The organism is Kocuria sp., assembly GCF_030536815.1.
Lineage (GTDB): Bacteria > Actinomycetota > Actinomycetes > Actinomycetales > Micrococcaceae > Kocuria > Kocuria gwangalliensis.
The window spans coordinates 1-5,720 of sequence record NZ_JAUNPE010000141.1 but is presented as its reverse complement, the minus strand read 5'-3'; the positions used below and the strand labels follow the sequence as shown (position 1 = coordinate 5,720).

At 69.0% G+C, this 5,720-nt stretch carries 4 protein-coding genes; 3 read left to right on the top strand and 1 reads right to left on the bottom strand.

Annotated elements, in window-relative coordinates:
- Window positions 1-236 precede the first annotated feature (236 nt).
- The gene (gene hrpB, locus Q4E95_RS10770; protein ID WP_303383309.1) at window positions 237-2,882 is read right to left on the bottom strand and encodes an ATP-dependent helicase HrpB; all 2,646 of its coding nucleotides are present in this window, start codon (window positions 2,880-2,882) and stop codon (window positions 237-239) included.
- A 44-nt stretch (window positions 2,883-2,926) separates the two neighbouring features.
- On the opposite strand from hrpB, the gene Q4E95_RS10765 reads away from it, so the two are divergent.
- From Q4E95_RS10765 to Q4E95_RS10755, 3 genes are read left to right on the top strand one after another with little or no spacing between them, the layout of a single operon-like run.
- A complete protein-coding gene (locus Q4E95_RS10765; RefSeq protein ID WP_303383308.1) occupies window positions 2,927-3,883 on the top strand; it encodes a 1,4-dihydroxy-2-naphthoyl-CoA synthase in 957 nt (318 codons plus the stop codon).
- A gap of 30 nt (window positions 3,884-3,913) precedes the next feature.
- The gene (locus Q4E95_RS10760) at window positions 3,914-5,158 is read left to right on the top strand and encodes an AMP-binding protein (RefSeq protein WP_303383307.1); all 1,245 of its coding nucleotides are present in this window, start codon (window positions 3,914-3,916) and stop codon (window positions 5,156-5,158) included.
- A gap of 7 nt (window positions 5,159-5,165) precedes the next feature.
- Window positions 5,166-5,675, top strand: a complete 510-nt coding sequence (locus Q4E95_RS10755) for a 2'-5' RNA ligase family protein (protein ID WP_303383306.1) — start codon at window positions 5,166-5,168, stop codon at window positions 5,673-5,675.
- Window positions 5,676-5,720: the final 45 nt, after the last annotated feature.

Below are 5,720 nucleotides of genomic sequence, written 5' to 3'. Positions count from 1 at the left end.
GCGGGGCGCAGCACAGCGCACAACATTTGCACTGCAGACTCGTTGACGATGCGACCCTGAGGTCGCGCCCGCCCGCACTCTGCTCGACGTAAAAGCCCACTTCCCCGGGCAGCTGCAAACTGACCGACGGTAAAGCCAAGATCCCCGAGGTACCGGGTCGTACCGTCGATCAGTTTGCATTCGGCCCGGGAGGCTGGTCGTAGCGTCGATCAGTTTGCAGGCAGGCGGTCCGTTCCTCACCCACCGCTGCGCTTCTTGGTCCGCGCCGTGGCCACCGCGTTCCACGGGTCCTCAGGCCAAGGGTGTTTGGGGTAGCGGCCTCGCATTTCGGACCGGACCTGCTGATACGGGCCGGACCAGAACGACTGCAGATCATCCGTGATCGCCAACGGTCTGCGCGCGGGAGACAACAAATGGAACTGCACGGGCACGTGTCCGTCCACCAACCGCGGCGTATCCGCCCAGCCAAAACACTCCTGGAGTTTCACGGCCACCACGGGAGGCTGTTGAGGTTCCTCCGGCGAGTAGACCTGCGGATAATCGATCCGCGCCGTGTTCCCGCTCGGCACCGCCAACCGCTGCGGCACCAACTCCTCCAGCCGGCTGGCTTCGGGCCATGGCAACAGCCGACGCAGGGCGTCCGCCACCTTGACCGAACGCAGTGACGCTCCCCGCGCAATGTCTTGCAGTTCAACACTCAGCCATTCCTCGAGCCGGTCCAGCAGCGCCGTATCATCCATGGCGGGCCACGGATCTCCCAGGTGCCGGTGCAACAGCGCCAGGCGAGCGCGCAGGGAACGAGCGGCGTCGTCCCAGGGCAGCAGCTCCAGGCCCTGACTGTGCAGTGCGCTGCGCACGGCCGGCAGGGCGGTGTGGGGATCGGCGGCGACCGGCGTGGAGGACAGGTCGATCGCTCCGACGGCTCGCACGCGGCGAGCTCGGACCTTTCCGTTCACGAATTCGCCACGCGTGTGCTCACTCGCCAACGGACCCGCAATGAGCAATGCCGTGGGCTCGTCCAACGGCGCAGCCGCACGAATCACGGCACCGGTTCCAGCGGCCACCCTTCCCGCGGCGCGACTCAACTCCGCAACTGCAAGCCATTCGTGGTGGCGCAGGGAACTCCCCGGCTCGAGCCCCGCGCGAGTACCCGATGCCAGCAGCCACTGCTCCCCCGCATTGTCCACGCGCTTGGCGATCCACTCGGGCTTCCCCAGCCCGACGACGGCGCCCTCCCGCGCATCCCGCGGGACCTCGCCGTGCGTGCCGCCCTCCACAAGAACACCGTGCACAGCACTGGCGTGCACAATGCCGGGTTCAACAGCTGGACCGTGCTGCCCGGAGATTCGTTCCAACCGTGCTACCTCCCGCGCCCACCGTGCGGACTCCGCTCCCCCGCCCGAACGCAACCGACGCACAAGGGCGGGAATGTCTGCGGCGGGGATGCGAGCGCCGTCGGCGATGGCGGCGATGACCTCCGCGGCGGCACGCCGTCCGACGAGAGCGGCGCCGTCCAGCAGGGCCCTGCCCCACCGGGGCTCCACAGGCATTGCGACCAGTACGCGACCAAGGTCGGTGGCGCGACCGTCCTCAGCGATGGCACCCAGGCGCCGTAACTGCGCGTCCGCATCGGCGCGGGCACGCGAAGGCAACGGATCCGGCAAGGACAGCCCGTCACCGCCCGGTGCGCCCCACACGGCGAGCGCCAGGCAGGCAAACGTGAGATCGGCGGTGCGCACCTCGGGAACGGTGTGGGCGGGCATGGCACCCCACGTGGCGTCGTCGTAGCACCGCACCACCGCGCCGGGCCCCTGACGTGCGGCGCGGCCGGCCCGCTGATCGGCCGATGCTTTGGACGCCGAGACCGTCACCAGCCCCGAGATCCCGCGCCCGGCATCGCGCCGCGGTTGACGGGCCAGGCCCGAATCGATCACCAGTCGCACACCGTTGACCGTCAGGGACGATTCCGCAAGGGATGTCGTCACCACGATTCGCGGCGGATCCCCCGGTGTGCGTCCCGCGACCGCCCGGTCCTGCTCCCGTGGCGGGAGCTGACCGTGCAATTCCAGGATGTCGGCGCGGGTGAGCCTGTGCAGTTCGGTTGCCACACGGGAGACCTCGCGCGCGCCGGGCACGAACACGAGCGCGTCCGTTCCTTCGTGAGCTTTGAGAGCCTTCGCATGGGCCGCCGCGGCCGTCCGGGCCACGTGCGACAGGAACGCGGGAGTCACCCCGCGATCGTCCAGGCGTTGCGGCCCCGGGGCCCATACGAGGTCCAGCGGATACAGCGCGGACGGGCAGTCCACGATCGGTGCGGAGTCATCTGCGCCCAGTAACTCGGCAAAGCGGGCGGCATCCACGGTCGCGGACATCGCCACAACAGTGAGGTCCTCGCGCAGTTCTCTCAGTTCGGCGAGCATGCCCACCAGCAGGTCGGACTCCACGCCTCGCTCATGCACCTCATCCAGAACCACCGCCGCCGTGCCGGGCAGTTCCGGGTCCCTCAGCAGGCGCCGCAGCATGATCCCGGGGGTCACGAACTCGATGCGCGTGCTCGGTTGCGTGGTGCTTTCACCGCGCACGCTCCACCCGACGACCTCGCCCGGTTGCGTTCCCGTCAGCGCAGCCAGTCGGCGGGCGGCCGCCCTGGCCGCGACCCGGCGCGGTTGCACCACGACCACGCGACCGGTGGGCTGGGAGGTGGGAGCGGCGTCGGCAAGAACGTTGGCAATCACCGGCGGAACCACGGTGGTCTTGCCCGTCCCCGGAGGTGCCTGCACCACCGCTGCTCCCCGGTGGAGCGCGGTTTCCAGAGCGGGCACGGACTCCGCGAAGGGCAGGCCGCGACCAATACGCTCCAGGTCGAAGGGGACAACACTCATGGTTGCCAGTATGCCCGTCCGCCCTTCCACCTAAAGTGGTACCCATGACCAACGCGCAGCTTCCCGAGCAGGTATCCGAGATCTTCGACCCCCAGCAGTGGCGGCAGGTGCAGGGCTTCGAGGACCTGCAGGACATCACGTACCACCGCGGCGTCGAACGCGACGAGAGCGGTGACGTGGTCCGGGATCTGCCGTGGGTGCGCATTGCATTTCACCGCCCCGAGGTCCGCAATGCCTTCCGTCCCGGCACCGTGGACGAGTTGTACCGCACGCTTGATCACGCGCGGATGTCCTCGGACGTGGGCGCGGTGATCCTCACGGGCAACGGGCCCTCCGCCAAGGACGGCGGCTGGGCGTTCTGCTCCGGCGGCGATCAGCGCATTCGCGGCCGCGACGGCTACCACTACGCGGAGGGTGACACGGCCGACTCCATCGACCCGGCCCGAGCGGGCCGCTTGCACATCCTGGAAGTTCAGCGCCTGATCCGCACCATGCCCAAGGTGATCATTGCGGCGGTGTCCGGCTGGGCGGCCGGCGGTGGTCACTCGCTGCACGTGGTCTGCGATCTGACCATTGCGTCCGCCGAGCACGGCAAGTTCAAGCAGACGGACGCGACCGTTGGCTCCTTCGACGCCGGCTACGGTTCCGCGTTGCTCGCCCGCCAGGTGGGCCAGAAGTTCGCTCGAGAAATCTTCTTCCTGGCCGACGAATATTCTGCCGAGGACATGTTCCGCATGGGCGCCGTCAACAAGGTGGTCCCCCACTCGGACCTGGAGACATCCGCGCTGGACTGGGCTCGCAAGATCACCGCCCAGTCCCCGCAGGCCGTGCGCATGCTCAAGTACGCATTCAACCTCCCGGACGACGGCATGGTCGGCCAGCAGGTCTTCGCCGGCGAAGCCACGCGCATGGGGTACATGACCGACGAGGCCGTTGAGGGCCGGGACGCCTTCCTGCAAAAGCGTGACCCGGACTGGTCCGCGTTCCCCTACTACTTCTGATCCGATCACTTCTCCTCGGTGACAGCCCCGATGTCTGAACTTCCCGGAAAACCTCTGAGCGCACCCGCCGCCGGTACCCTGCCGCGGGACACCGTTGTGTTCGACGGTCCCGTGACGGGTGATCCGCTTGCGCTCCTCGAACCCCTCGGCCGGGCACTGTCCCGCACCGGCCCCGCGGTGATCGTCTCGACCTCCGGGTCAACGGGCCGCCCCAAGAAGACGGTCCTGACCACGGAGGCTCTCACGGCATCCGGGCGGGCCACCGAACGAGCCACGTCCGGGCCCGGCCAGTGGCTGTTGTGCCTGCCCGCGCATTACGTCGCGGGCGTCCAGGTGTTGGCGCGGTCCGTACTCGCCGGCACCACACCCGTGCTCATGGCGCCCGGCCCCTTTACGCCGGAGGGGTTTGCGCGGGCCGCCTCGGGCATGAACCACCAGACGCGGTACGTGTCCGTGGTGCCCACCCAGCTGCAACGCATCCTGGACCCCGCCGACGCCGCTCCCCACCCCGAAGCCGTCCGCGCTCTCGCGCGTTTCGACGCGATCCTGGTGGGCGGCTCCGCACTGTCCCGCACCCTCGCCCGGCAAGCCGGAGACGCCGGTCTCACCGTGGTCAGCACGTACGGCATGTCCGAGACGTGCGGTGGCTGCGTGTACAACGGGCGACCCTTGGACACGGTCCGGATCCGCACGGTTCCCGACGACGCCGCCGGCGACCTCTCCCACTTCACTTCCCCGCCCGGCCACGCGCCGGGAGTAGGGCGCATCTGGTTGGGCGGCGACATCGTTGCCGGTGGCTATTTGGACGACCCCCGGCAGACCGGTGAGCACTTCCGCGTGATCGACGGACAGCGCTGGTACCGCACGGACGATCTGGGAAGCACCGCCGAGGACGGCACGGTGAGCGTTCTCGGCCGCACGGACGATGTGATCAATACCGGCGGGATCAAGGTCTCGGCCGGCGTGGTGACCGCAGCGCTCACCTCACACCCCGGAGTCCGCGGGGCACTCGTGGTTCCCGTACCGGATGCTGAGTGGGGCCACGCCGTGGCGGCGCTGGTGGTACCGCGGGACGGGCAATTCACGAACGAGCTGCGCAAAGAACTTGCCGACCTGGTCCGCGAACACCACGGTTCCTCAGCCGTACCCAAGTACTGGCGCTGTGTACCGGAGCTCCCCTTGCTCAGCACCGGCAAACCGGACCGCCGCGCCGCCGCGCAGCTCTTCGACACCGCCGGAGCCCCCGCCGATACACCACACCCGGGGAATGGCTGACAACTGCATGCCCGCTCATTCACTGGATCTGAACTTCGCGCCGCAGGACGACTCCGTGTTCCGGGATCGCTGGCAGGCATTGCGCGCGGCGGGTTTGCCGAGCCTGGCCGATCACCGAGGGGCCTCCAACGCCCCGCACATCACCGTTCTCACGGCATCTCGGATCCCTGCCGACGTGCTGGAACGCGTCCGCGCCCATTTCGCGGTCGCCCTTCCGCTGCCGTTGACCCTCAACGGTGTGGTGGTGCTGGGATCCGGGCCGTTCGTTCTTGCCGAGCACGTGATCGCCCCGCCCGAGATGCATAGCCTTGTGGAGGGGTGGCAGCGTCTGGTGGACGGCGGCTCCCAGAGGCTGCGCCCGTGGACACCCCACGTGACACTGGCCAAGCGTCTGAGTGCTTCGCAGGTGGGACGGGCGCTGGCGGTACTGCAAGACCGGCCCGCACCGACCACCGTCACCGCTACCGCAATGCGCCGGTGGGATCCCGAGCGGAAGACCTCCACCCGCGAGGCGTAGGCACGCCCCGGCCTCCGGGGTGACGGCTACCTCAGCTCCGGGGGG